Annotated in this window: 22 protein-coding genes, 1 pseudogene and 1 riboswitch; of the genes and pseudogenes, 16 read left to right on the top strand and 7 right to left on the bottom strand. The window is 65.1% G+C overall.

What is annotated here, in order from left to right; genetic code table 11:
• The first annotated feature begins 106 nt into the window (after positions 1-106).
• From AC1MHZ_RS00905 to AC1MHZ_RS00875, 7 genes are all read left to right on the top strand, one after another.
• Complete coding sequence (locus tag AC1MHZ_RS00905) at positions 107-1,864, top strand: carbamoyltransferase family protein (protein ID WP_084854092.1); 1,758 nt, start codon at positions 107-109, stop codon at positions 1,862-1,864.
• Complete coding sequence (locus AC1MHZ_RS00900; protein ID WP_084854094.1) at positions 1,848-2,978, top strand: glycosyltransferase; 1,131 nt, start codon at positions 1,848-1,850, stop codon at positions 2,976-2,978. The genes AC1MHZ_RS00905 and AC1MHZ_RS00900 overlap by 17 nt, the downstream gene beginning before the upstream one ends.
• Entirely contained in the window at positions 2,978-3,874 is an 897-nt protein-coding gene (locus tag AC1MHZ_RS00895) for an antimicrobial resistance protein Mig-14 (RefSeq protein ID WP_324816027.1), read from the top strand. Before AC1MHZ_RS00900 ends, AC1MHZ_RS00895 begins: the two co-directional genes overlap by 1 nt.
• Positions 3,871-5,286 carry a PIG-L deacetylase family protein gene (locus AC1MHZ_RS00890; protein ID WP_482965935.1) on the top strand — a complete coding sequence of 472 codons (1,416 nt, stop codon included), beginning with the start codon at positions 3,871-3,873 and terminating at the stop codon, positions 5,284-5,286. Before AC1MHZ_RS00895 ends, AC1MHZ_RS00890 begins: the two co-directional genes overlap by 4 nt.
• 29 nt (positions 5,287-5,315) lie before the next feature.
• Complete coding sequence (locus AC1MHZ_RS00885; protein ID WP_465001501.1) at positions 5,316-6,272, top strand: glycosyltransferase family protein; 957 nt, start codon at positions 5,316-5,318, stop codon at positions 6,270-6,272.
• Between the two features lie 64 nt (positions 6,273-6,336).
• A complete protein-coding gene (locus tag AC1MHZ_RS00880) occupies positions 6,337-7,110 on the top strand; it encodes a glycosyltransferase family 2 protein (protein ID WP_084854100.1) in 774 nt (257 codons plus the stop codon).
• 47 nt (positions 7,111-7,157) lie between these two features.
• The gene (locus AC1MHZ_RS00875; protein ID WP_084854102.1) at positions 7,158-8,252 is read left to right on the top strand and encodes a glycosyltransferase; all 1,095 of its coding nucleotides are present in this window, start codon (positions 7,158-7,160) and stop codon (positions 8,250-8,252) included.
• Here AC1MHZ_RS00875 and AC1MHZ_RS00870 read toward each other — a convergent pair.
• Positions 8,249-8,854: a BUD32 family EKC/KEOPS complex subunit gene (locus AC1MHZ_RS00870; RefSeq protein ID WP_084854104.1), complete on the bottom strand. Its 606-nt coding sequence runs from the start codon at positions 8,852-8,854 to the stop codon at positions 8,249-8,251. The two genes, AC1MHZ_RS00875 and AC1MHZ_RS00870, sit on opposite strands and share 4 nt — an antisense overlap.
• Positions 8,855-8,951: 97 nt before the next feature.
• On the opposite strand from AC1MHZ_RS00870, the pseudogene AC1MHZ_RS00865 reads away from it, so the two are divergent.
• From AC1MHZ_RS00865 to hldE, 3 genes and pseudogenes are all read left to right on the top strand, one after another.
• Positions 8,952-9,197, top strand: a pseudogene (locus tag AC1MHZ_RS00865) (O-antigen ligase family protein); the annotation flags it as partial.
• Between the two features lie 15 nt (positions 9,198-9,212).
• Positions 9,213-11,021: a lipid A export permease/ATP-binding protein MsbA gene (gene msbA, locus AC1MHZ_RS00860; protein ID WP_324816039.1), complete on the top strand. Its 1,809-nt coding sequence runs from the start codon at positions 9,213-9,215 to the stop codon at positions 11,019-11,021.
• Positions 11,022-11,151: 130 nt separating this feature from the next.
• Entirely contained in the window at positions 11,152-12,573 is a 1,422-nt protein-coding gene (gene hldE / locus AC1MHZ_RS00855; protein WP_084854108.1) for a bifunctional D-glycero-beta-D-manno-heptose-7-phosphate kinase/D-glycero-beta-D-manno-heptose 1-phosphate adenylyltransferase HldE, read from the top strand.
• Positions 12,574-12,607: 34 nt separating this feature from the next.
• Here hldE and AC1MHZ_RS00850 read toward each other — a convergent pair whose 3' ends face one another.
• The 4 genes from AC1MHZ_RS00850 to AC1MHZ_RS00835 form a co-directional block, all read right to left on the bottom strand.
• Complete coding sequence (locus AC1MHZ_RS00850) at positions 12,608-13,570, bottom strand: metal ABC transporter ATPase (protein WP_482965934.1); 963 nt, start codon at positions 13,568-13,570, stop codon at positions 12,608-12,610.
• 37 nt (positions 13,571-13,607) lie between these two features.
• Positions 13,608-14,420, bottom strand: a complete 813-nt coding sequence (locus tag AC1MHZ_RS00845) for an aldo/keto reductase (protein WP_084854112.1) — start codon at positions 14,418-14,420, stop codon at positions 13,608-13,610.
• Entirely contained in the window at positions 14,417-15,592 is a 1,176-nt protein-coding gene (locus tag AC1MHZ_RS00840; protein WP_084854113.1) for an NAD(P)/FAD-dependent oxidoreductase, read from the bottom strand. The genes AC1MHZ_RS00845 and AC1MHZ_RS00840 overlap by 4 nt, the downstream gene beginning before the upstream one ends.
• Before the next feature lie 176 nt (positions 15,593-15,768).
• Positions 15,769-16,101 carry a DMT family transporter gene (locus AC1MHZ_RS00835; protein WP_084854115.1) on the bottom strand — a complete coding sequence of 111 codons (333 nt, stop codon included), beginning with the start codon at positions 16,099-16,101 and terminating at the stop codon, positions 15,769-15,771.
• Positions 16,102-16,189: 88 nt separating this feature from the next.
• Here AC1MHZ_RS00835 and AC1MHZ_RS00830 point away from each other — a divergent pair, with 88 nt between their 5' ends.
• Positions 16,190-17,080 carry a LysR family transcriptional regulator gene (locus AC1MHZ_RS00830; protein WP_084854116.1) on the top strand — a complete coding sequence of 297 codons (891 nt, stop codon included), beginning with the start codon at positions 16,190-16,192 and terminating at the stop codon, positions 17,078-17,080.
• A gap of 51 nt (positions 17,081-17,131) precedes the next feature.
• Positions 17,132-18,400, top strand: coding sequence for a lipid IV(A) 3-deoxy-D-manno-octulosonic acid transferase (gene waaA, locus AC1MHZ_RS00825; protein WP_482965933.1), 1,269 nt, complete (start codon positions 17,132-17,134; stop codon positions 18,398-18,400).
• Positions 18,401-18,491: 91 nt separating this feature from the next.
• Here waaA and AC1MHZ_RS00820 read toward each other — a convergent pair whose 3' ends face one another.
• Positions 18,492-19,922 (bottom strand): TolC family outer membrane protein, encoded by a 1,431-nt coding sequence (locus AC1MHZ_RS00820; protein WP_084854120.1) that lies wholly within the window; start codon positions 19,920-19,922, stop codon positions 18,492-18,494.
• 158 nt (positions 19,923-20,080) lie between these two features.
• Positions 20,081-20,187, top strand: a riboswitch (TPP riboswitch).
• Positions 20,188-20,332: 145 nt separating this feature from the next.
• Here AC1MHZ_RS00820 and thiC point away from each other — a divergent pair.
• Both thiC and cytX read left to right on the top strand, forming a co-directional pair.
• Positions 20,333-22,219 (top strand): phosphomethylpyrimidine synthase ThiC, encoded by a 1,887-nt coding sequence (gene thiC, locus AC1MHZ_RS00815; protein ID WP_084854121.1) that lies wholly within the window; start codon positions 20,333-20,335, stop codon positions 22,217-22,219.
• 164 nt (positions 22,220-22,383) lie between these two features.
• Positions 22,384-23,667, top strand: a complete 1,284-nt coding sequence (gene cytX / locus AC1MHZ_RS00810; RefSeq protein ID WP_465001500.1) for a putative hydroxymethylpyrimidine transporter CytX — start codon at positions 22,384-22,386, stop codon at positions 23,665-23,667.
• Here cytX and AC1MHZ_RS00805 read toward each other — a convergent pair.
• Positions 23,636-24,382, bottom strand: coding sequence for an RsiV family protein (locus AC1MHZ_RS00805; protein ID WP_084854125.1), 747 nt, complete (start codon positions 24,380-24,382; stop codon positions 23,636-23,638). The two genes, cytX and AC1MHZ_RS00805, sit on opposite strands and share 32 nt — an antisense overlap.
• A gap of 184 nt (positions 24,383-24,566) precedes the next feature.
• Here AC1MHZ_RS00805 and AC1MHZ_RS00800 point away from each other — a divergent pair, with 184 nt between their 5' ends.
• Both AC1MHZ_RS00800 and AC1MHZ_RS00795 read left to right on the top strand, forming a co-directional pair.
• Positions 24,567-25,184 carry an NUDIX domain-containing protein gene (locus tag AC1MHZ_RS00800; protein WP_084854127.1) on the top strand — a complete coding sequence of 206 codons (618 nt, stop codon included), beginning with the start codon at positions 24,567-24,569 and terminating at the stop codon, positions 25,182-25,184.
• Positions 25,175-25,627 carry a DUF1249 domain-containing protein gene (locus tag AC1MHZ_RS00795; RefSeq protein WP_084854129.1) on the top strand — a complete coding sequence of 151 codons (453 nt, stop codon included), beginning with the start codon at positions 25,175-25,177 and terminating at the stop codon, positions 25,625-25,627. Before AC1MHZ_RS00800 ends, AC1MHZ_RS00795 begins: the two co-directional genes overlap by 10 nt.
• Positions 25,628-25,676: the final 49 nt, after the last annotated feature.

Genomic DNA, 25,676 nt, shown 5'->3' with positions numbered 1-25,676 from the left:
ACAGGTTGCCGCGTTGCGCATATGTTTGCGTTATAATCCCGCCCTTTAGCCGCCGTCCGCCCATGAGGCCGTCGGCGCATCTCTACCGAATGAAGAGGCTAGACCCTTGGCATTGACGATTCTTGGCCTGTCCGGCGCCCTTAGCCATGACCCTTCCGCGGCCCTGTACATCGACGGCAAACTGGTTGCCGCCGCCGAAGAAGAGCGCTTCGTGCGTGACAAGCATGCGAAGAACCGCATGCCCTACGAGTCGGCGAAGTTCTGCCTGGAGCAGGCCGGTATCAAACCGTCCGACGTCGACGTGGTGGCCATTCCCTTCGCCCCCATCAGCCTGTTCGGCAAGGCACGCTGGCACTATGCCAAGCGCTACTGGTACGCCCCGGACCGCGCTCTCGACGCGATCCTGATGGGCAACCGTCGCTACAAGCGCTACCGCAAGAAGATCGTCTGGTGCCTGGAGCAGCTGGGCTTCGACCCGAAGAAGATCAAGATCGAGCCGGTCGAACACCACTTGGCCCACGCCTCGAGCGCCTACCACTGCTCGGGCTTCAAGGAAAAGACCGCGATCCTCGGCATCGACGGCAAGGGTGAGTACGCCACCACCTTCTTCGGCTACGGCGAGAACGGCAAGATCCACAAGATCAAGGAGTTCTACGACCCGGACTCCCTGGGCGGCCTGTATGGCGCGATCACCGAGTTCCTCGGCTTCGAAATGCTCGACGGCGAGTTCAAGGTCATGGGCATGGCCCCGTACGGCGATGCCAGCAAGTATGACTTCTCCCGCCTGGCCAGCTTCGAGAACGGCGAGCTGGTGATCAACACCGAATACGCCAATGTCATCGGTCTGCGTCGCTATAAAGAGAAGGGCAAGGGCTTCTACTTCTCGCCCAAGCTGATCGAGTGGCTGGGGCCCAAGCGTGAAGGCGACATCGCCGATGAGCCGTACATCCACTACGCGGCGAGCATGCAGGCGCTGTTCGAGAAGCTCGCCCTGCAGATGATCGACCATTACCTGGGCGATATCCTCAAGCAGACCGGCAAGCTGGCCTTCGCCGGCGGCTGCGCGCTGAACGTCAAGCTCAACCAGAAGATCATCGCCCGCCCGGACGTCAAGGAGCTGTTCGTGCAGCCGGCGTCCGGTGACGCCGGTACCGCGGTCGGCGCCGCGGCCTATGTTTCCCACGCCCGTGGTGTACCGGTCGAGAAGATGGAGCACGTCTATCTCGGCCCTGCGTACTCCAACGAAGACGTGATCGCCGCCTGCGCCCGCCACCCGAACGCGCCCAAGTGGCGCAAGCTCGACGACATGCCTCAGCGCATCGCCAGGATCATGGTCGATGGCAACCCGGTGGCCTGGTTCCAGGGCCGTATGGAGTTCGGCCCGCGCGCCTTGGGCGGTCGCTCCATCATCGGTTGCCCGAGCGTGCCGGGCGTGGCTGACCGGATCAACGAGCAGATCAAGTTCCGTGAGCGCTGGAGACCCTTCTGCCCGTCGATGCTCGACACCGTCGCTCCGCAGATGATCAAGGTCGACCACCCGGCGCCGTTCATGACCTTCACCTTCGAGGTGGCCGAGGAATGGAAGACCCGCGTGCCTGAAGTGGTCCACGAGGACGGCACTTCCCGCGCCCAGGTGCTCAAGCGCGAGTACAACCCGCGCTACTACGACATGATGAAGGCCCTCGAAGACCTGACCGGCAACGGCGTGTCGCTGAACACCTCGCTCAATCGCCGTGGCGAACCCATGATCTGCTCGCCGACCGATGCCCTGAACATGTTCTTCGGCTCGGACCTGCAGTACCTGATCATGGAAGACATCCTGGTGGTCAAGGATGGCGCAGCGCCTTATGACCAACCGCTCTGAACGGCGCGTCCTGCAGTTCTGCCATGGCTATGACGGGCCGTTCCTGGATTGCGCCCGTCAATACGCCAGCCTGTTCCAGGGCCGCGGCTACCAGGTCACCACGGTCTTCCTGACCGGCAAGGCCGACCCCGAGGTCGCGGCTGGCTGCGCTTCGGACGAGGTGCTGTTCCTGGAGTTCAGCTCCAAGGCCGTGCGCGGCCTGAAGCTCGGGGCCATCGCGGCCCTGCGCAAGGTCGCAGGCGCGCGCGATTTCAGCTTCTGCATCGCCCACCGCTTCAAGCCGATCTACGTGGCGCTGCTGGGCACCGGCCTGCCGGTGATCGGCGTGCACCATGCGTTCGGCGACTACCAGCGCAGTGGCCGACGCTTGTTCGCCAACTTGTTTCGCAAGCGCTTGAGCCTGTTGGGCGTCTCGGACGCGGTGCGCGACGACATGCGCCGCTGCCTGGTGCAGTGGCCGGCCGAGCGTATCCAGACCTTGTACAACCGCATCGACGTACAGGCGCTGCAGGCCAGCCTGTTGCCCCGCGAAGAAGCGCGTAGGGCCCTGGGGCTCGACCCGCAAGCCTGGATCGTCGGCAATGTCGGGCGCCTGCACCCGGACAAGGACCAGGCCACCCTGCTGCGTGGTTTCGCCGAGGCACTGCCGGGCCTGCCCGCCGGTGCCCGCCTGGCGATCCTGGGCAAGGGCCGTCTGGAAGAGGCGCTCAAGGCCCAGGCCATGGCGCTGGGCATTGCCGGGCAGGTCGACTTCCTCGGCCAGGTACCCGATGCCCGTCGCTATTTCCAGGCCTTCGACGTGTTCGCCCTGAGCTCGGACCACGAGCCGTTCGGCATGGTCCTGCTGGAGGCCATGGTCGCGGGCGTGCCCTTGCTCGCCACTGCCTGTGGCGGTGCCCAGGAAGTGGTCGAAGGCGTGGGCGTGCTGTTCCCGTTGGGTGATGCCGGCCAACTGGCCCAGGGCCTCAAACACATGGCGGGGCTGGACGCATCGCAGCGCCAGGCATGCGCCGAACATATGCTGCAACGGCTGCACCAGCGCTTCTCCGACCAGGCCGTGCGCGATGCCTTCTGGGCGTTGCCCCAGGTACGCGCATTGGTAGCGGAGGCGTGATGCTCAATCATATCCGGGCCTTTCGCGAGCGCGGTTGGGCGCCTGTCGATGCAGCCACCTATGCCGCTGCCTGGCAACGTTTCGGCGGCAGCGTCGCGACCCATCCGTTGGTGATCGAGCAATTGGCCGACCTGGCGCAGATTCCGGTGCGTTATCTGGGCTGGGAGGTTGATGGCGAAGTCAAGGCGGCCATTCCTACCTGGGGCCGGCATCTGGCACTGTCCAAGGACGTGCTCAAGCGTCACGGCAAGAAAGGCCTGTTCGACCTCGGCAATGCCGAGATCATCCTACCGGCCGCCGGTGATGCCGGGGCGCCGCTGCGCCATGCCGCGCGTTACCTGTCGGAGCTGAACCAGGGTAGATTCACGGGGCTCAAGGCGCAGGCCGAGCAACTGGCCATGGCGCGTGCCCACGAAGACCTGTCCAAGAAGTTTCGCTACAACCAGCGCCGCGAGTTGCGCCTGCTGGAAGAGGCGGGCGGTGTGGTGCGGCCGATCAGTGAGTTCTCCGCCAGTGAAATCGCAACCATGTACTGCGACCTGTTCCAGCGCCGCTGGGGCTTCCCGGCCACCGGCGCGGCACGCATGGCCGATGTGCTGGAGCGCCTGCGCGAGCTGTTGATCGGCTCGGTGCTGCTGCTCGACGGGGCCCCTATCGCCATCCAGCTGGTGTACCGGGTCGAGGCGCCGGAGTGGGTCAGCGTCGAGTACGTCAACGGCGGCGTGGACCCCGAGACAAAGGCCTTCAGCCCTGGCAGCGTGTTGAGCTTCCTCAATACCCAGGCCGCCTGGGAAGATGCCCGGGCGCGCAACAAGCCGCTGCGGTTCTCCTTCGGTCGTGCCGATCGTGAATACAAGGACCGTTGGTGCAACCCCGTGCCGGTGTTCCAGTCGTGAGCCGCAAGCAGCAGTTGCTCAAGCGCCACCGGCGCAATAAGCGCGTGGGCCTGCTGGCAGGCCTGATCGCGTTGGCTGCACTGGGGGTCGTCACCTGGTGGTGGTTGCCGCTGGTGCTGTTGCCGCTGCTGTGGGTGGCGCACGAGGCTTGGTTCGCCGACCACCTGTTCTATTCGCCCGCCGAGGACTACGCCTACCGTTTCGGTGAGCAGGCTCGCCAGGTTGCCGCCAGCCTTCGCGAGGGCGTGCTGCAGGCCGACGCGGCCTTGGCCGGGGATGAAACGCTGATTCTCGAAGTGCGGCTGAAAAGCAGCTGGCTGGGGCGCTGGCTCGACCCGCGCGTGGAGCTGCAGGGCGAAGCGGAGCAGGACCGTCAGGCCTTCGAGCGTGGCGTGGATGGCGTGCGCTTTCTCAACCTCACCGGCTTCGCTGCGCCGCTGATGGCCGGGGCGTTGCGCCTGAGTGGCCGGTATTGTCGATTGGTGGGTACGCCGCGGCTGTGGATAACCCCACCGGTCGAGCTCGATCGGCGCCGGGTCATGGTCATCGCCCCCCATGCCGACGACGCCGAGCTGGCTGCCTATGGCCTCTACAGCCAGGCCGATGAAGCCTGGGTCGTCACCCTGACCGCCGGCGAGATCGAGGCCGAGCATTATCAGCAGATGGGCCTGCCCAAGGCCGAGGCGGCGCGCCTCAAGGGCCGTCTGCGCGCCTGGGACAGTATTACCGTGCCACGTTGGGCCGGGGTGCCCGAGGCACATTGTGTCCAGCTGGGCTATTTCTGCCTGCAACTGCCTGCGATGCAGGCGACGCCAGACCAACCGGTAGGTTCGCGCGAGGCTGAGCTGGCCGATACCCGCCCGTTCCGCCGCCTGAATGCCTTCACCTTGCCGGGCGATGCCGATGGCGCCCCTACCTGGAACAACTTGCTGGCTGATCTGCGCACCTTGCTGCAGCAGGCCCGGCCGCAGGTGCTGGTGATGCCGCACCCGCAACTCGACCCGCACCCGGACCACATCTGTGCCCAGGCCGCGGTGCACGAAGCCTTGCAAGGCCTGGACTGGCAGCCTGAGACACAGCTGTACTACGCGAACCATTTGCACGACAACGACCGCTGGCCCATGGGCGACAGCGGCGATGGCGTGGCCTTGCCTCCACAGTTGAGCGCTGAACAGGCCTGGGTGCCCTATTGCCGGGTCCTGGACCTTGCCACCCAGCGCGACAAAGCCATGGCGTTGGGCATGATGCATGACTTGCAGCCGCCTGCGCCGTTCAAGCGCCGCTTGCGCCGGGTGCTGCAGCACTGGCTGGCCGGGCGCAAGCCTTCGGTGTATGGCGAAAACGAATTCTTCCGCAAGGCGGTCCGCCGCCACGAACTGTTCTGGCATCGCCCGTGCGAGCGTGACGAATGATTGATGGCGCACAGAGCCCAAGGAAAGCAATGAAAGTCCTATTTCTGGTGCAGAAGGAGCAGCGGGCGATCCTGGACCGCCTGTACGATGGCGTCGCCGCCCATTGCGACTGTGACCTGCGCTGGCTGACCAGCGAGGACCAGCGCAACCTGCGCCGCTACTTCAAGCGTGAAGTCGATGTCAGCCGCTATGACCGGATCGTGTTCTTTCTGCGTTTCAAGCAGGAGATCCGCCAGGTCGGTTTCATTCGCACTGTGCCCAACCTGGTGATCCTCGAGCACGATGCCTACCAGAACTACATCCCCTGCAAGTACACTGGCAAGTTCAGTGCGCATTACCGCCACCTGCCGTGGGCGCGGGTGATCAGTTCCGGCTACATGGTCAGTGAACGCTTGCGCCAGGAAGGTTTCGACGCGGTGTTCGTGCCCAAAGGCTATGACGAACAGCTGCTCACCGACCAGGGGCGCGAGCGTGATATCGAGCTGGCCTTCGTCGGCAGCACCGGCAGCGTGGCCTACAGCGGCCGAAAGGCCTTGCTCGATGAGCTCGGCCAGGTGGAAAACCTGGTGGTCACTCGTACCAAGTCGGGCGAGGACTACTGCAACACGCTCAACCGCATCCGTTTCTTCGTCAGCGCCGATGTGGGCATGGGCGAATACATGATCAAGAACTTCGAGGCCATGGCCTGCGGCTGCGTGCTGCTGGCCTACGACCAGGGTGAGTCGGAAAACCGCGCCCTGGGCCTTGAGGACATGCACAACGTGGTGCTGTACGACAGCGTCCCGACGCTACAGGAAAAACTGCGCACGCTGCGGCAGGACCCAGCGTTGGCTGCGCGCATCGCTGCCAACGGTCGGGAGCTGGCGGTTTCGCGCTTCAGCTTCGCCCAGGTTGGCCGTAGCATCGTCGAACACATGGAACCCCCGCTGCGGCCGCAGCCACCGCTGAGTGCCTGGCAGCGACTGCGCCTGAGGCTGGGGTTCTGAGCAATGGCGCTCCTGTCGCAGGGAATGCGTGAGTCGTTGACAGTCCAAAGGTGGAGGGAGCCCCGTGCGCTTCTCTGAGAACAGTGATATCACCGTGGTCGTGACCAGTTGCGGGCGTTTCGACCTGCTCAAGGAAACGCTCGAGAGTTTCGACCGATACAACACCGCGCCGATCCGCGAAGTCTTCATCACCGAAGACTCCGGGGACGATGCGGTCCACGATGCAGTACCTGTGCACTGGAAGCCTCACTGCACGGTATTCGTCAATCGGCCCAAGCTGGGCCAACTGCCCTCCATCGACTTGGCCTACAGCCAGGTGAAGACGCCGTACATCTTCCATTGCGAGGACGACTGGCGCTTCTACCGCCAGGGGTTCGTCGAGGACTCCCGTGCAATCCTGGAGGTCAGCCCGAACCTGTTGCAGGTCTGGCTGCGCAGCCATGCCCACGACCTGGCGGTCCATAGCCCGTATATCCATTTGGGCGAGCGCCAAGTGATCGCAGGCGTGCCGTGCTACCCGCTGTTATCCGACAAGGCCGAGTGGCAAGCCTTCTCGCTCAACCCAGGCCTGCGCCGCCTGAGCGACTACCAACGTTGTGCGCCGTTTGCCGCCTATTCTGGTGAGAAGGCGTTGTCGCGCCGGTACGCCGAGCTGAACCTGGGCGCGGTCACCCTGGAAGGGGACGCGGTGCTGCACACGGGCTTCGGCAACCACGTGACCTTGCCCGAGGAAGTCCAGCGCAAGGCCAGGCGACGCAAGCGGGACCGCCAGAAACTGATGCTGACGCTGTTGGTGGGGCTGGTGGTCGGCACGGGGATCGGTTTCCTTGTCGGTTGAAGCGGCGTGCCTGATGGCCCATTCATTTTCCGGAGGGGCGTAACCCGATGAACATCGTCAATGTGATGTGGTCGGGTGGTGCGCAATATACGTCCATCCACACGGTTCACCGGCAGGTGCTGGGGCATGCCCCGGCCGATGTGCGCGTGAGCAATTGGCTGCTGCTCGGTGAGCAGGGGTGTGGCGGGCTGGGTGAAACCCACCTCTGGAACCTGCCGCAACGGGCACTCAAGGGCCGCCTGCCGGAGCGCCTAATGGTGCCCTGGTTGCGCCTGCGCCTGCGCGCGGCCTTACGCCAGGCGCAGCCTGACGTGCTGCTGCTCGATGGCCTGGGTGTCGCGCGCTTGATGCTGCCGCTGCTGCGCCAGTTGCCCGGTGTTCGCGCGGCGGTCCTGTTCCATGGCTCCACCCGGCTGCGCGGCAGTGACGTAAGCCTGTTGCGCAGTGTGCCTCGTGAACGCCTGTCCATCGCTGCGGTGTCCGGTACACTGGCCCGCTCGCTCGAGCAGGACCTCGGCCTGCCGGTGCGCACCCTGCGCATCGCCATGGACCCGGCCGTGTTCTGCGGCCAGCTGCTTGCACGCAATGCCGCCCGGCAGACGCTTGGCCTCCCTGCCCAAGGCGAAGGCCGCGTGCTGTGCGCCGTGGGCCGGTTGGTGGAAAGCAAAGGCTTCGAAATGCTGATCGAGGCCTTCGCCAGGGCGCGCGAGCAGCAGCCCAACCTGCACTTGATGATCTTCGGCGATGGTGAGTTGCGCGATCGTCTCGCGGCGCGGATCGAGGCGCTGGGGCTCGATGGCTGCGTGCGGCTGTGCGGTTACCGGCCAGACCTTTCCCAACTGTACCGTGCCTTCGATGGCTTGCTGCTGCCTTCGCGCTCCGAGGGGCTGGGGCTGGTGTTGCAAGAGGCTGTGCTGGCAGATATTCCGGTGATCTGCAGCGATCTTGCGGTGTTTCGCGAGCAACTGGGTGAAGCCGACTGCTACCTGCCGGTCGCTGACGTCGAGGCCTGGAGCCAGGCCATCGCACGCTGCGCCAGCCTCGATACCCAGGCCACGGCGGCAGCCCAGCGGCGCTCCCTGGCGCCGGAGCAGAGCTGGCAAGCGTTCCTGGCCGGGGTCGCCAGCCTGTTGGGGCGCTAATCTCGAAGCAGGGCGGCCTCCAAGGCCGCCAGCGGGAACTGGTTGGCGAGATTCTCGCGCTCGATATAGCGCGCCATGTGCTGCACATTCCGGCGCACCATCCGCGCCGGCAGCGGGGCGCGCAGGAAGCGCATGTCCGCGACGTCGATCAGGCCCAGGCGCTGGTCAGGCGTCATCACCACGTTGCCCAGGTGCAGCGAGCGAAAGTAGATACCCGAACGGTGCAATTGGCGGATCAGCTCGACCAGCTGCGGCAGCAGGACATCCCAGCTGAACCCCGGTTCGCGCGACAGTTGCAGCAGCGTCTGGCCCGGCAACGGTCGATAGAGCACGGCCGTACGGCCCGGTAGGTCGAGCTTGTGATGGCTGATCACTTCCAGCGTCGGGATCCCCATCTGCGCCAGGCGCGCAGCGTTATCGATGAAGCGCCGTGAGTAGGGGCGCAACAGCGCAGATGAAATCAGACGCTTGCGACGAAAAACCTTGAGGATATTTCCATCCCCGAGCAGGTAGACTTTGGCACCGTGGCTATCTGCCTCTAGAACCTTGGCGCCGAGTGTCAGCTGATCGAAGTCGACCTGGGAGAGCCGGGAGCATTGCATGGGTAGGGCCTTGTCGTCTGGCAAGCAAAAATGACCGGCCATAATGCCGAAAATAAAGCGTCAACACCATGATGACGGGTTTGGATTCTTTTGGGGGCTGTGGGTAGCGGTGTGGTTGTTCGCCCTAGGCGAGATCCTGCGCGCCCGTGGCACGCTGTTCGGCAAGGTGCTGCTCGGCTACTGGATCTTCTCCACGCTTGCCATGCAATTCGATGCCGCCAGCCTCACCGATACCCCGCGTGCCGAATGGTTCATCAGTTGGTTGCCGGTGGGCCTGGCCATGCTGCTGCCCTGGGTGCGTGCCGAAAACGATGCCTGTGGTAAAATGCCCGGTTCAACCTGAACAGCGAGCTCGATGATGGCCGAAACACCGCTACCGGCGGAGCACACCTCCAGCCTGAAGATCTATTTCCGGCTGCTGAGCTATGTCAAACCCTATATCGGCATCTTCCTGCTGAGCATCGTGGGTTTCGTGATCTTTGCCTCGACCCAGCCGATGCTGGCCGGGATCTTGAAATACTTCGTCGATGGGCTGAGCAATCCGCAAGCGGTGCTGTTCCCCAATGTCCCCTACCTGCGCGACCTGCAACTGCTGCAGGCCGTGCCGCTGCTGATCATCCTGATCGCGGCCTGGCAGGGGCTGGGGTCGTTCCTGGGCAACTACTACCTGGCCAAGGTCTCCCTGGGGCTGGTACATGACCTGCGGGTGCAATTGTTCAACAAGTTGCTGGTGCTGCCCAACCGCTACTTCGACAACCATAACTCCGGCCACCTGATCTCGCGCATCACCTTCAACGTGACCATGGTCACCGGTGCGGCGACCGATGCCATCAAGGTGGTGATCCGTGAAGGCCTGACCGTGGTCTTCCTGTTCGCCTACCTGTTGTGGATGAACTGGAAGCTGACCCTGGTGATGGTTGCCATCCTGCCGGTGATCGCGCTGATGGTGAGTACCGCCAGCAAGAAATTCCGCAAGCAGAGCAAGAAGATCCAGGTCGCGATGGGGGATGTCACCCATGTGGCGTCCGAGACCATCCAGGGCTACCGCGTGGTGCGCAGCTTCGGTGGCGAAGCCTACGAGGAGCGGCGCTTCCACGACGCCAGCCAGGGCAACACCGAGAAGCAGCTGCGCATGACCAAGACCGGCGCGCTGTACACGCCATTGCTGCAGTTGGTGATCTATAGCGCCATGGCATCGCTGATGTTCCTGGTGCTGTTCCTGCGTGGCGATGCCTCGGCGGGTGACCTGGTGGCCTATATCACGGCCGCAGGCCTGCTGCCCAAGCCGATCCGCCAGCTTTCGGAAGTCAGCTCGACCATTCAAAAGGGCCTGGCGGGCGCCGAGAGCATCTTCGAGCAACTGGACGAGCAGCCCGAAGTGGACACCGGCACCGTGGAAAAAGACCGTGTGGAAGGTCGCCTGGAGGTGCGCAACCTCAGCTTCAGCTACCCCGGTACCGACCGCCAGGTGCTCAGCGATATCAGCTTCACTGCCGAGCCTGGGCAGATGATCGCCCTGGTAGGGCGCTCCGGCAGCGGCAAGTCCACCCTGGCCTCGCTGATCCCGCGCTTCTACCACCACACCAACGGGCAGATCCTGCTCGACGGTGTGGAGATCGAGCAGTATCGCTTGCGCAACCTGCGCCGCCATGTGGCCCAGGTGACCCAGCACGTCACGCTGTTCAACGACACGGTGGCCAACAACATCGCCTACGGCGACCTGGCCGGTGCGCCGCGCGCGGACATCGAGGCCGCCGCCGCCGATGCTTATGCCAAGGAGTTCGTCGACCAGTTGCCCAAGGGCTTCGACACCGAGGTCGGCGAAAACGGTGTGTTGCTCTCCGGCGGCCAGCGCCAGCGCCTGGCGATCGCCCGTGCCCTGCTGAAGAACGCACCGCTGCTGATCCTCGACGAGGCGACCTCGGCCCTGGATACCGAGTCCGAGCGCCACATCCAGGCTGCCCTGGACCACGTGATGCAGGGACGTACCACCCTGGTGATCGCCCACCGCCTGTCGACCATCGAGAAGGCCGACCTGATCCTGGTCATGGACCAGGGCCGGCTGGTCGAGCGCGGCACCCATGCCGAGCTGCTCCAGGCAAATGGCCATTATGCCCGCCTGCATGCCATGGGGCTGGACGCGCCGGAAAAGGCCGACATCACCTGATATCCCCTGGGTCGGGGCCGAGTCGGCCCCGATCATCATCGGTAACGTACAGATCGACACTGGCCGTAAAGCCGTCACCGACCCTGTGCTAATATCCTGCCCCTGTTCACTATTTTCATATGGGTTGCCCATGAAGTTGTCCATGCCGCGTTTCGATCAAGCCCCGGTTCTGGTGGTCGGCGATGTCATGCTCGACCGCTACTGGCATGGCGGTACCTCGCGGATCTCTCCCGAAGCCCCGGTGCCGGTGGTCAAGGTCGAGCAGATCGAGGATCGCCCCGGTGGCGCGGCCAACGTCGCATTGAACATCGCCGCCCTGGGCGCGCCAGCCTCGTTGGTTGGCGTGACCGGCCAGGACGAGGCTGCCGACAGCCTCGCCAACAGCCTGCACGCAGCGGGTGTGCGCTCGGTGTTCCAGCGCATTGCCCACCAGCCGACCATCGTCAAGCTGCGGGTCATGAGCCGTCACCAACAATTGCTGCGCATCGATTTCGAAGAGCCGTTCGCCACCGACCCGCTGTCACTGGGCGAGGAGGTCGATGGCCTGCTCGAAGGCATCAAGGTGCTGGTGCTGTCGGATTACGGCAAGGGCGCGCTCAAGAACCACCAGAGCCTGATCCAGGCTGCACGTGCCAAGGGCATCCCGGTTCTGGCCGACCCCAAGGGCAAGGATTTCTCCATCTACCGCGGCGCCAGTCTGATCACCCCGAACCTCAGCGAGTTCGAGACCATCGTCGGCCGTTGCGCCGATGAGGGCGAGCTGGTCGCCAAGGGCCTGCAATTGCTGCAGGAGCTTGACCTGGGCGCGCTGCTGGTGACCCGTGGCGAACACGGCATGACCCTGCTGCGCACCGGCCACCCGGCGTTGCACCTGCCGGCGCGTGCCCGCGAAGTGTTCGATGTCACCGGTGCGGGCGATACCGTGATTTCCACCCTGGCGGCGGCCATTGCAGCCGGCGAGGACCTGCCCCACGCGGTGGCCCTGGCCAACCTCGCCGCAGGCATCGTGGTCGGCAAGTTGGGTACAGCAGCTATCAGCGCCCCTGAACTGCGCCGCGCGATCCAGCGCGAGGAAGGCTCCGAGCGCGGCGTGCTGGCCCTCGAGCAACTGCTGCTGGCAATCGATGATGCCCGGGCGCACAACGAGAAGATCGTCTTCACCAACGGTTGCTTCGACATTCTCCATGCCGGCCACGTGACCTACCTGGAGCAAGCGCGGGCCCAGGGCGATCGTCTGATCGTGGCGGTCAACGACGATGCCTCGGTCAGCCGGCTCAAGGGCCCAGGTCGGCCGATCAACAGCGTCGACCGGCGTATGGCCGTGCTGGCTGGCCTGGGCGCGGTGGACTGGGTCATCAGCTTCCCCGAAGGCACGCCGGAGAACCTGCTCAGCCAGGTCAAGCCGGATGTGCTGGTCAAGGGTGGGGACTACGGCATCGATCAGGTGGTGGGGGCCGATATCGTCAAGGCCTACGGCGGCACCGTGAAGGTGCTGGGGCTGGTGGAGAACAGCTCGACCACGGCGATCGTCGAGAAGATCCGCAAGCACTGATCCACCCGTGGGGCTGCTGCGCAGCCCCCGGGCATCATTTGTGGTGCAACGCGCGCTGCAACAACGCCCGGGCCTTGTCACCAAAGCGCTGCAGGTGCGAGGCCGGCTGCGGCCGGTGTTCTTCCAGCCCCTGCTGCCTGATCCAGTTCTTCCAGCGAATCCGCTCATCCCCGACCACCCAGCCGTCCTGCCGGGCAAAGCTCTCCGCCAGGTACAGGCCTCGTGTACTGGCTGGCACCAGTTCGTCCTTCTTCAAGGTATAGAGTTCGGCTGTCGGCTGGCCATCGACCAGCGGCATCAGATACAGGTCCGGCCGCTTGCGATTGAGCCGTGCCACCAGCTGGTCGCCTTCGAGCCGCTCGTCCACGTGGAAAAGGCTGAGCGACTTGGCTTCCCGGGGTACCTGCAGGCGCAGGTCGTAGATCAACTGCAACGACGCGGTAGGCAGGTGCACATAGGCACGTGGCCGCTCCAGCAGCATCAGGTTGCCGCAATGCACCGGGCGCGCCGCGCCGGACTCGGGCGTGAGCACGAACGGCAGGGCTTCGCGATAATGCAGCGCGTCGGCATAGGGCGCGGGCAGCCAGGTGTCGCTGAAGCGCCCGCCGAGCCAGCCTTCCGGGGTTTCCAGCAGGCATTCCTCGGCCACTTCCTGGATGGCGGTGTGCAGGGGCAGGTTGATTTCCTGAGCGGGCACGTAGCCTGAGATCAGCTTGAGCACCACGTCGCCGCGGTCCTGCCGGCGCTGGCGCACCAGCACCCAGTAGTCCCGGTGCTGCCAATGCAGTGTCAGGCGCACCGAAACCCCCAGGTTGGCCAGCTCGACCACGAAGCGTTCGTGGTCGGCCAGCTCGATGGCCTTGCGCCGCTGCTGTACCTGGCCGAAGTTCAACGGCATGCCGATGCTCTGGTAGGTCAGGCCGTCGGGTGTGGCTTCGACGTGCAGCGGCAGGGTCTTGAAGTTGCTCGGGTTCTTGCGGATCAGCGTTCGCGGCACGAGGCTCCTCCTTGCGTTGGGCGCCCGTCAGGGCGACTCAAGGCTGGCCCAGGATTCGGGCGACGGTGGCCACGTTATGGGCCAGGTGCAACGGGTTGATGGTGCCGACGATAGCACTGCTTACCCCGGGGTGGGCGAACAGCAGCTCGAAACTGGCCTGCACCGGGTCGACCCCCGGCGCCAGGCAGATATGCCCGCTGGCCAGGGCCTTCTTCACCAGGATGGCTTTGCCGTGTTCGGCAGCGTAGTCCAGTACCGGGCGCTCCGCCTGTTCGTTGAGGTTGTAGGTGACCATGGCGCAATCGCCTTGCTCCAGGGCCTTGAGGCCACCTGCCACGGTCTTGCCTGACAGGCCGTAGCCGAGGATCTTGCCTTCCTGCTTGAGTTCGGCCAGGGTCTGGTAGACGCCTTGCTGCTCCAGGATCTGCACGTCGTTGCCGTCGGAATGCACCAGCACCAGCTCGATACGGTCGGTTTCCAGGCGGCGCAGGCTGCGCTCCACCGACAGGCGAGTATGGGCGGCGCTGAAGTCGAAGTGCGACTGACCATTGTCGAACTCTTCGCCCACCTTGCTGACGATCACCCATTGGTCACGCTGGCCGCGCAGCAACGGGCCCAGGCGTTCCTCGCTGCGGCCGTAGGCCGGCGCGGTGTCGATCAGGTTGATGCCCAGCTCGTGGGCCTGGGCCAGGAGCAGGCGCGCTTCGTCATCGCCTGGGATGGTGAAGCCATTGGGGTACTTGACGCCCTGGTCGCGGCCGAGCTTGACCGTGCCCAGGCCCAGCGGAGAGACCTTCAGGCCGGTGCTGCCCAAGGGGCGGAGGAAGTCGTGCAGGGTCGGCAGGCTCATGGCAGCAATTGCTCCCAGGCAGGGACGCCCAGGGTGGGGCGAGGCAGCTCGGCCAGGTCAGGTTGCGCGGCGGGGCGGATGCCGTCGTGCTCCAGGCTCGCCAGCACGCGGTCGGCAAAGTCGGGTGCCAGGGCCAGCTTGGTCGGCCAGCCCACCAGCAGCCGCTGCTGCTGCGTGAGGAAGGCGTTGTCCGGGCGGACCAACCCCGACTGCGCAGGCTCGGCGCGGTCGACCCGCAAAGTGGCCCAGCGCACCTGGCTCTGGTCGACCCAAGGCAGCAGGCTAGCGATTTCCTTCTGCGCCGCGGCGATCTGTGCGGCGGGTTCCCGTGCCACGCCGTCGGCCTCGGCGAGGTCGCCACCGAGGTACCAGACCCATTGGCCGTCGCGGGCCGGGTGGGTGGTGACGGTGACCCTCGGCTTGGGCCCGCCGCCCAGGCAATGGGCATACAGTGGCTTGAGGTTCGGCCCCTTGGCCATGACCATGTGCAGCGGTCGACGCTGCATGGCCGGCTGCTCCAGCCCAAGCGCGTGGAGCAGGCCTTCGGTGCCGGCACCGGCGCTGAGCACGATACGCTGGGCGCGTATTTCACGACCATCCACGCGCAAACCGATCAGTTCGTCGCCCTCGCGCAGTGGCTCGACCCGTTCGCCGGCCAGCAGGCTGTCACCGGCCAGCTCGGCCAGGTTGGCGAGCAGGCTCGGCACGTCGATGACCAGTTCGGCGAGGCGATACACCTTGCCCTTGAACGCGCGGTCCTGCAGGGCAGGGGGCAGTTGCTCGCCCTTGACCTGATCGACCCTTCCACGCACCGCCTTGCTGGCGAAGAAGCTGGTGAGGTTGCCTGCCAGGGTGCCCGGGGACCACAGGTAGTGGGCCTCGGACAGCAGGCGGGTCTTGCCAAGGTCGAGTTCGCCATTGCCGGTCAAGGCTTCGCGCCAACGGCGCGGCATATCGGCGATGGCCTCGGAGGCGCCGGTCAGGGCCCCATGCAGGGCGTACTTGGTGCCGCCATGGATGATGCCCTGGGACTTGATGGTCTGCTCGCCACCGAGGCTGGCGCGCTCCACCAGCACCGTCGAATACCCCAGGCGCCGCAGCCTTGCGTTGAGCCAGAGGCCAGCGACCCCGGCGCCGACGATCAGCACGTCAGTGGAAATGGCAGATGGCATGCGGGCACCTCTAGAACTGGGACAGTTGCCCAGTATACAGGCTGTGGGCGCGCGCGGGCCTCATCGCAGGCTGTCGCCAGCCTCCCGCCGAGATTGCGCCGCTCTCAAGACTTGCGAAATCCCTGTGGGAGCCGGCTTGCCGGCGATGGGCCACAGCGGGGCTACAGCTGGTGGGCTCAGTGGCCGGCAGTCTTGGAGAACAGCTGGATCACCACCACGCCACCGACGATCATGGCCATCCCCAGCATGGCCGGTACATCCAGTTTCTGCCCGTAGATCACCAGGGCGGCGACACTGATCAGCACGATGCCCAGGCCTGACCAGATGGCGTAGGCGATACCTACCGGAATGCTGCGCACCACCAGCGTCAGCATCCAGAACGCCACGGCATAGCCACAGACCATCAACAGCAGCGGCAATGGCGTGCTCAAGCCTTTGACCGCCTTCATGGAGGCGGTGGCGATGACTTCGGCGCAGATGGCGATGGCCAGGTAGGTGTAGGCATTCATGATCGGGATTCTCCGTTGCTGGGTGGGCATTCTAGACTTTCGTCGGATGGGGTAAAGTCATTACCTATCTGCTATGGAGATAGGTTGCATGGCCCAACAATGGGATCTCGATCAATTGCGCACCTTCCTGCGGGTCACCGAACTGCGTTCGTTTTCCGCCGTCGCCCGGGAGCAGCACAAGGCGCAGTCGGCGGTCAGCAATGCCATCGCGCTGCTGGAGGCTGACCTGGGCGTGACCTTGTTCGAGCGCAGCAGCGGCCGCCAGCCGCGCCTGACCGAAAGCGGGGCGGCCCTGCTCGAGGATGCCCGCGAGTTGCTACGCCAGTGCGAGCGCCTGGATGGCCGTGCCATGGCCTTGATGCGTGGCCAGGAAGCCTTGTTGCGGGTGGCTCAGGACGAAGCCATGTGCTACCTGCCGGTGATCGACAGCCTGGACGAGTTGGCCAGCCGCTTTCCACTCCTGGAGGTACAGGTGACCAGCGGCGCCCAGGGCGATGTGGCGCGCAAGTTGGTGGAGCGTCGTGCCGACCTGGGGTTGTTCTTTCATCACGAGCGCATTCCCGCGTCGCTGGAACGCCGCGCTCTGGGCCGCGTGGAGATGGTCACCGTATGTGGTGTGGACCATCCGCTGGCGGGCGAGCGGCAGGTGACGCGCCAGCAATTGGCCCGTCACCGGCAGTTGTTGATCACGCCGCAGCAAAGCGGCTATCCCGGGGGGGAGGCGATCAGCCCGCAGGTGTGGCGCGCCGACAGCTTCTACGCCATGGCCGAGCTGCTGATGCGTGGGCTGGGTTGGGCCTGGCTGCCAAGGCATGTGGTGCAGTACCCGACCTACCAGGCGCAGATGGTCGAACTCGACAGCGAGTGGTGCCCGCCCGCGCTGGTCGTCGAACTGGCCTGGCGCCGCGACCAGCCCCTGGGGCCGGCGGCGCAATGGCTGGCGGAACGCTTTGCCGTGCACCTGCGGGTCATTGGCTGAGTTGTGGTACCGGCAGGCCTTTTCGTACAGTTCCTAGTACACTGCGTCGCCATGAACAGAACCCTCTATACCTTGCTTTTCCACCTGGGCCTGCCACTGGTTGCGCTGCGCCTGTACCTGCGTGCGCGCAAGGCGCCGGCCTATGGCCAGCGCATCGCCGAGCGCTTCGCTTGCAAGCTGGCACCGATGCGCCAGGGCGGCATCTGGGTGCACGCGGTGTCGGTGGGCGAAAGCATCGCTGCCGCGCCGATGATCCGTGCCTTGCTCAAGGCCTACCCGGACCTTCCGATTACCCTGACCTGTATGACGCCCACCGGTTCGGAGCGGATCCGCGCGATGTTCGCCGACGAGCCGCGACTCCAGCATTGCTACCTGCCTTATGACCTGCCTTGGGCGGCGGGGCGCTTTCTCGATCATGTCCGGCCGCGGCTGGGCATCATCATGGAGACCGAGCTGTGGCCCAACCATATCCACCAGTGCGCCAAACGCGGCATTCCTGTGGCCCTGGCCAATGCGCGGCTGTCCGAACGCTCGGCCCGTGGCTATGCACGTTTCGCCGGCCTGACCCGGCCGATGCTGACCGAGATGAGCCTGATCGCGGTGCAGACCGAGACCGAGGCGCAGCGTTTCCGCAGTCTGGGCGCGCGGCCTGAGTGTGTGCAGGTGACCGGTTCGATCAAGTTCGACCTGAAGGTCGACGCGCAATTGCAGCCTCGCGCGCGTGACCTGCGTGAGCAATGGGGCGCCGGGCAGCGCCCGGTGTGGATCGCCGCCAGCACCCACGAGGGTGAGGATGAATTGATCCTCGAGGCACATCGGCAATTGCTGCAGGTTCATGGCGATGCACTATTGGTGCTGGTGCCGCGCCATCCCGAGCGGTTCGATGCGGTGCATGCCTTATGTGACGCACAGTTCGCCACCGTGCGCCGTTCTTCCGGCATGCCGGTGCAGGCCCAGACCCAGGTCTTGCTCGGCGATACCATGGGTGAACTGCTGTTCCTCTATGCCCTGGCCGACATTGCCTTCGTGGGCGGCAGCCTGGTGCCTACCGGCGGGCACAACCCGCTGGAGCCGGCGGCACTGGCGCTACCGGTACTGACGGGGCCGCACGTGTTCAACTTCCTGGAAATCAGCGCGATGCTGCGCGAGGCGGGGGCGTTGCAGGAGGTGGACGATGCCAGCGGCCTGGCCGGGGCGGTGCGTCGGTTGGTCGAGCTGCCTCAGGATGCCCGGCGCATGGGCGAGGCGGGCAGGGCGGTGATGCAGGCCAACCAGGGGGCGTTGCAGCGGTTGCTGGATGGGCTGGGGAAATGGTTGTAAGCGTTCGCCGGAGTTGATTCGGTGCCGGTGAGATCGCGCGCCGCGCGGGCGCTCGATCTCACCGGCACTGCTCACCTCACACCTGGCCCGCTCAAGGCCTGCGTTCGAAGTTCTTGGCCGCCGCCGCGGCCAGGTCCGGCGGCAGGAAGTCCTTGTCCGGGTTGTAGTCGGCTTTCAGGTAGCGCCCCAGGTCCTGCAGGTCCTGCGGGCTGAGGGTGCCGGCGGCCTGTTTCAGGCGCAGGTTGTCGAGGATGTAGTCGTAGCGGCTGTTGTTGTAGTCGCGCACCGAGGTGTACAGCTGGCGCTGGGCGTCGAGCACATCGACGATGTTGCGGGTACCGACCTGGTAGCCGATCTCGGTGGCCTCCAGGGCACTCTGGTTGGAGATGATCGACTGCTTGCGTGCCTGCACCTGCTCCACGTCGGTGTTCACCGCCCGGTGCAGGTTGCGGGTGTTTTCCACCACCTGGCGGCGCAGGCTTTCACGTTGCTGCTCGCTCTGGCTCAGGCGCTGGTAGGCCTCGCGCACCTGGGAGCTGGTCAGGCCGCCGCTGTAGATCGGGATGTTCAGCTGCAGGCCGATACTGGTCTGCTCGACATCGCCGCTGTAGCGCACGCCGGGCTGCGGGTTGGAGAACCCCAGGCTGTCGTTGTCGCCCTTCTGGTAGCGGGCCACCGCATCCAGGGTCGGCGCGTGGCCGGCCTTGCGTTGGCGCAGGGTCTCCTCGGCCGCCGTGACGGCATGATTGGTGGCCAGCAGGTTGAGGTTCTGCCGTGCCGCAGTCTCGACCCAGGCCTTGGCATCGTTGGGCGTTGGCACTTGCACCGGCAGGGTGTGGACCACGCCCTGGAGCGAACCGTACTCGCGGTTGGTCAGGGTCACCAGGGCCTCGAAGGCGTCCTGGACCTGGCGCTCGGCGATGATCCGGTTGGCCCGGGCGGTGTCGTAGCTGGCCTGTGACTGCAGCACGTCGGTCTTGTCCGAGAGGCCGACGTCGAAGCGTTCGTTGGACTGGTCCAGCTGGCGTTTGAAGGCGGCTTCCTCGGCTTTGGTCGAAGCCAGGTTGTCCTGAGCGCGCAGCACCGCGAAATAGTTTTCGGCGGTTTGCAGGATCAGGTTCTGTTCGGTCGCGGAAAGCTCCAGGGCGGCCTGCTCGTTGACCGCCTCGGCAGCCTGTAGCTGGAACCAGCGGTCGGCGCGGAAGATCGGCTGCGCCAGGGTTGCGTTCCACGAGTTGCCGCTGCGGTTGGAGGTGACCGAAGGTTCATCGAACTTGGTGCGGGTGTTCATCATCTCGGCGCCGGCCGACAGGTTCGGCAGCAGGCCGGCACGGGCCTGGGGCACCACTTCGCGGCGGGCGCCATAGTCGGCGCGGGCGGCGGCAAGGTCGGCGTTGTTGTCGACCGCTTCCTGGTAGACGCTGATCAGGTCGGTCTTCACCGTCGTGGGCACATCCACTGCCCAGACCACTCCGTTGGACGCACAAGACACGGCAATCGCCAGTGAGAGTTTGCGCAGCATAGGGCAATCCTTGTACGAAATTTAATTACTGAACTGTTGAGTATCGAACGATGGCCCAGTGTAGTGCCCCGTGCCTCGGCCAACAATCGTCCCGGTGCCTTTCATCATCCTGGCATTTACCCGCTTGGCTTTGCTGGCCACTTGAGTCTAGACTGCGCATGTTCTTGTCGGGGTGCCTTGAATCGAAGGCTGAGATCGGATAGTTCCGGATCCCGTTGAACCTGATCAGGTTAGCGCCTGCGTAGGGAACAAGATTGCTCGCTTTCCCGGCGAGATCTTGTGCCAGGTCCGGGATTGTCGAAGCTCACGCTCAAGGCACCTCCGTGTATCCGGCACCAGCACCGTCCCAGGTGCAATCCGCGCCCCCTTCAGGTTCTCCCCGACATTCCACGCTGTCTGGAGAGCCTGTGATGAGCAAACAAGAAAAATCGATCCACCTCAGCGAGTCGGCGCAAGTCGACCAGCAGTCCGTGCAACCGTTCCCCCGTTCGCGCAAGGTCTATGTCGAAGGTTCGCGCCCCGACATCCGCGTGCCGATGCGTGAAATCAGCCTGCATGACACCCCCACCGATTTTGGCGGCGAGCAGAACGCCCCGGTGCTGGTCTATGACACCTCTGGGCCGTACACCGACCCGAACGTCGTCATCGATGTGCGCAAGGGCCTGGGCGACGTCCGTTCGGCGTGGATCGAGGCTCGCGGTGACACCGTGCGCCTGGACGGCCTGAGCTCGAACTTCGGCCAGCAGCGCCTGAACGATGCCGACCTGGCCAAGCTGCGCTTCGCCCACGTGCGCAACCCGCGCCGCGCCAAGCCCGGTGCCAACGTCACCCAGATGCACTACGCGCGCCAGGGCATCATCACCGCCGAGATGGAATACGTGGCCATCCGCGAGAACATGAAGCTGCAGGAAGCCCGCGCCGCCGGCCTGCTCGACCAGCAGCATGCGGGCCATAGCTTCGGTGCCAGCATTCCGAAGGAAATCACCCCCGAGTTCGTCCGTGAAGAGATCGCCCGTGGTCGCGCGATCATTCCGGCCAACATCAACCACCCGGAGCTGGAGCCGATGATCATCGGCCGCAACTTCCTGGTGAAGATCAACGGCAACATCGGCAACAGCGCCCTGGGCTCCTCCATCGAGGAGGAAGTGGCCAAGCTGACCTGGGGCATTCGCTGGGGGTCGGACACGGTCATGGACCTGTCCACCGGCAAGCACATCCACGAGACCCGCGAGTGGATCATCCGCAACTCGCCGGTGCCGATCGGTACCGTACCGATCTACCAGGCCCTGGAGAAAGTCGGCGGGGTTGCCGAGGACCTGACCTGGGAGCTGTTCCGCGACACCCTGATCGAACAGGCTGAGCAGGGCGTGGACTACTTCACCATCCACGCAGGCGTGCTGTTGCGCTACGTGCCGCTGACCGCCAAGCGCGTGACCGGCATCGTCAGCCGCGGCGGCTCGATCATGGCCAAGTGGTGCCTGGCGCATCACAAGGAAAACTTCCTGTACACGCATTTCGACGAGATCTGCGAAATCATGAAGGCCTACGACGTCAGCTTCTCGCTGGGCGACGGCCTGCGCCCGGGCTCGATCGCCGACGCCAACGATGCGGCCCAGTTCGGTGAGCTCGAGACCCTGGGGGAGCTGACCAAGATCGCCTGGAAGCACGACGTGCAGTGCATGATCGAAGGCCCTGGCCACGTGCCGATGCAGCTGATCAAGGAGAACATGGACAAGCAGCTCGAGTGCTGCGACGAGGCGCCGTTCTACACCCTCGGTCCACTGACCACCGACATCGCGCCGGGCTACGACCACATCACCTCTGGCATCGGTGCGGCGATGATCGGCTGGTTCGGCTGCGCCATGCTCTGCTACGTGACGCCCAAGGAACACCTGGGCCTGCCGAACAAGGACGACGTCAAGACCGGCATCATCACCTACAAGATCGCCGCGCACGCCGCAGACCTTGCCAAGGGTCACCCGGGCGCGCAGATCCGCGACAACGCACTGTCCAAGGCGCGCTTCGAGTTCCGCTGGGAAGACCAGTTCAACCTCGGCCTGGACCCGGACACCGCCCGTGCGTTCCATGACGAAACCCTGCCCAAGGAGTCGGCCAAGGTGGCGCACTTCTGCTCGATGTGCGGGCCGAAGTTCTGTTCCATGAAGATCACTCAGGAAGTGCGCGAGTACGCTGCCAACCAGCGTATCGAAGCCACCGACGTCTCGGTGGAAGAGGGCATGCGTGAGCAGGCCGAGCGCTTCCGCCAGGAAGGCAGCCAGCTGTACAAGAAAGTCTAGGCAGGCTGAGGGCCGCTTCGCGGCCCTTTCGCGGCACAAGGCCGCTCCACAGGGACAGCGCAAGGTTCACGCCCTGCGCTGTCCCTGTAGGAGCGGCCTTGTGCCGCGAAACGAGGACGTAAGTCCTCGCCAAGAACATCAATAACATCCCGGCGAGCGCCTTCATGAGCACACCCAGCCACTTCTCCCCGGACCACCCGGTCCCCCACAGCCAGCGCCAATTCGGTGCCCGCGACCTGTTCTCGCTCTGGTTCTCTCTCGGCATCGGCCTGATGGTCCTGCAGGTCGGCGCGCTGCTGGCGCCCGGCCTGGGCCTGGCGGGGGCGATCCTGGCCATCGTCCTGGGCACGGCGGTCGGTGTACTGCTGCTGGCCGCGGCCGGGGTGATCGGCAGCGACACGGGTCTGTCGGCCATGGCCACCCTGCGCCTGACCCTGGGCCGCCATGGCGCGCGCCTGCCGGCGCTGCTCAATCTGCTGCAACTGGTGGGTTGGGGCTCGTTCGAGATTATCGTCATGCGTGACGCTGCCAGCCTGCTGGGCGCTCGTGCCTTCGGCGAAGGCAGCGTCTGGACCAGCCCGGTGCTCTGGACCCTGTGCTTCGGCGCCCTGGCCACCCTGCTCGCCGTCAGCGGGCCGCTGGCCTTCGTGCGCAAGGTGCTGCGCAAATGGGGGATCTGGCTGCTGCTTGGCGCCTGCCTGTGGCTGACCTGGAACCTGTTCGCCAAGGCCGACCTGGCCGGGCTGTGGCAGCGGGCCGGCGATGGTTCGCTGTCGCTGGCGGTCGGTTTCGACATCGTCATTGCCATGCCGCTGTCGTGGTTGCCGCTGATCGCCGACTACTCGCGCTTCGGCCAGCGTGCCAGCCGTGTGTTCGGCGGCACGGCACTGGGCTTTTTCATCGGCAATGCCTGGCTGATGAGCCTGGGCGTGGCCTACACCCTGGCCTTCGCGCCCAGTGGTGAAGTCAATGCGCTGCTGCTGGCCCTGGCCGGTGCCGGGCTGGGCATCCCATTGTTGCTTATCTTGCTGGACGAGTCGGAAAACGCCTTCGCCGACATCCACTCGGCGGCGGTGTCCACCGGCCTGTTGGTGCGTTTGCGGGTCGAGCACCTGGCCCTGGCCATCGGTGTGCTGTGCACTCTGGTCGCCCTGCTGGCGCCGCTGGCCCAGTACCAGAACTTCCTGCTGCTGATCGGTTCGGTGTTCGCGCCGCTGTTCGGCGTGGTGCTGGTCGACCACTTCGTCGTTCGTCGGCGGCAACTGCCGGCGCTGGTGGCCGGGCTACACTGGCAGGCACTGCTGGCTTGGACGGTGGGCGTGGCGGCGTATCACCTGATGGCCAATGTCGCGCCGGAGCTGGGGGCGACCCTGCCGGCACTGCTGCTGGCAGGGGGGCTGCATGGCCTGCTGAGCCTCAGCCGCGGCCGGGAAACAGCTCAGGCCTGAGCACGCCGTTCAGGCGCGGGTAGGGGATCTTCAGCTCGATGTGGCCCATGGAATAGGGTGCGATGGCATAGACCTCGTACTTGACCACGACCGCGCCGTAGGTCAGGGCCACATGGGGGGACTTGCGGAACGGCCAGGTCTTGGCGAACTCCGGGTCCTTGTCCATGCCGGTGCTGATCATCCAGGCGCGGTGGGACTCTTCCACGGTCTTCCAGAAGGTGTCTTCCTGGCCTGGCAGGAGCATGTCCTGCAGGGTCAGGACCTTGTCCAGCTTGCGTGAGTAGTTGATGAAACCGCGCCCGGGCATGCCGTGGGCGCCGCCGCTGTCCAGGTAGCTGGACAGCTCGATGATCACCAGCCCGTCATGCTGCTCGCGTACCTTGGCTTGCAGGTAGCTGCTGTTGCGCTTCTCGGCGCTGGCCAGGTACTGCTGTTCGTAGGCCTGCAACGAAGTGGGCGCGCCGCTGCGCTGGTTGTCTTCGGTCAGCTGCAACAGGCGTTTTTCGACGATGGCGTCGAGCTTGGGCAGGGCCGGGAAGTGGATGGTGTCGATGTTCACCAGTGGGCAGTCGCTCTCGCTGCAGCCGGGCTTGACGTGTTCCCAGGCGTCGCGCTTGACCTCGAGCGGGGCCCGGTAGTTGGGCTCGAACAAGCTCTGGCAGGCGCCCAGGGCCATTGCCAGCACGGCCACGGAAGTCAGTTTGACAAGCGTCATGATGATCCTTGCAGAACAAAGGGAGTCGGCCTTTGACCGTCGGCGAAGCCGTCGGTTCGCCACTAAGCTAACAGAGTACAGAGGCTCTGTCCCGGCTGCCTGAGCGGTCGCCGGAAAGGGGTGAAACACGGCGGCACGCAGAGTAGGATGGCGCGATGCGGTAAACGAGGTAACGAGGATTTCCATGTCAGACACGTTGAATTCGCAACCCAAGGCGGTCGAGATCGTCGAACGGGCCAATTGCTTCCAGGGCTTCTACCGGCTCGACAAGCTGCGCCTGCGCCACGAACTGTTCGCCGGTGGCCTGGGCCGTGAGATCAGCCGCGAACTGTTCGTGCGCCACGACGCAGTCTGTGTGCTGCCGTACGACCCGTTGCGCGACGAAGTGGTGCTGATCGAGCAGTTCCGCGTCGGTGCCATGGGCAAGGTGGAAAACCCCTGGCTGATCGAGATGGTTGCCGGGCTGATCGACAAGGACGAGCAGCCCGAGGAAGTCGCCCATCGCGAAGCCGAGGAAGAAGCGGGCCTTACGTTCAGCGCACTGTGGCCGATGACCCGTTACTTCCCATCCCCCGGTGGCAGCGACGAGTACGTGCACCTGTTCCTGGGGCGTTGCAGCAGCGAAGGCGCCGGCGGGCTTCACGGTCTGGAGGAGGAGGGCGAGGACATCCGTGTACGCGTCTGGGCCTTCGAGGACGCCTTGCAGGCCGTGCGCGATGGGCGCATCTGCAACGCCGCGACCATCATCGGCCTGCAATGGCTGGCGCTGAACCGTGACGAAGTGCGAGGTATGTGGAAGTGAACCTGTTGCGCGAGCGCTACCGGGTCGACCTGGCCGGGCTGCAGGCCGCCTGCGAGGCCAATTATGCCCGCCTGATGCGCCTATTGCCGGACATGCGCACCACCCAGAGCTCGCGCCGCATCGGCATGACCCAGGGCGACCAGATGCTCGGCGTGCTGGTGCTCGATGTGCTGCTGGCCTGCCCGTACACCACCACCTTGCGGGTGCGCCAGGAGCACAGCCTGCCGTGGCTGCCGGTGCCGCACCTGGAGGTGCAGGTGTACCACGACGCGCGCATGGCCGAGGTGGTCAGCGCTGAACACACCCGGCGCCTGCGCAGCATCTACCCGTACCCCAACGCAGCGATGCACCAGCCGGACGAGAAGGCCCAGCTCAACCTGTTCCTGGGCGAATGGCTGAGCCACTGCCTGGCCTGTGGTCATGAACTGGAAGCCGTTCGCTGAAATGTGATGCAGGTCGGGCAAGGCCCTTTGCCCGACGCGTGCAGGCAGC

This window comes from Pseudomonas sp. FA-1 (assembly GCF_056856075.1).
The sequence above is the reverse complement of the archived record's forward strand: the minus strand, read 5'-3'. Positions and strand labels throughout refer to the sequence as shown.